Origin of the sequence: Thalassolituus sp. UBA6592 (assembly GCF_002433655.1) — a bacterium.
In the GTDB taxonomy this organism is placed as follows: Bacteria; Pseudomonadota; Gammaproteobacteria; order Pseudomonadales; family Oceanobacteraceae; genus Venatoribacter.
Genome location: NZ_DJIO01000132.1, coordinates 5,488 through 5,861, shown reverse-complemented (window position 1 = coordinate 5,861; position 374 = coordinate 5,488).

Sequence of the window (374 nt, the reverse complement as noted above, 5' to 3'; positions counted from 1 at the left end):
AGGGTAACTGCCTGCGGCGGATGTCCGGAAAGCGGCGCATTCTAGCACAAGCCGGAGGCGAGAATCAGTCCTGTTGCGGCGCAGGGCTGATCATTCCTGCCAGCGCTGAGATGATAAGAATGTCATCATTGTCGGGTGTTGGCGGTTGTTATTAATCCCTTTAAAACTTAAGGGTAAATCAGCGTTGTTGTTTACATTGTGTTTATCGTGAATTCGCTTGATTGATTGATGCCATATTGATGTCAAATATGGGTGTTTTTTGACTATTCAGTATGCTTCAGGTGGTTATCGGCCGGGGCGGTTTTTTGTTGGGGCTGGTATCTGTTTGGGTTCAGGTAGCCACTCAGACCGCTGTGTCAGAGCGGCTGTGTCAG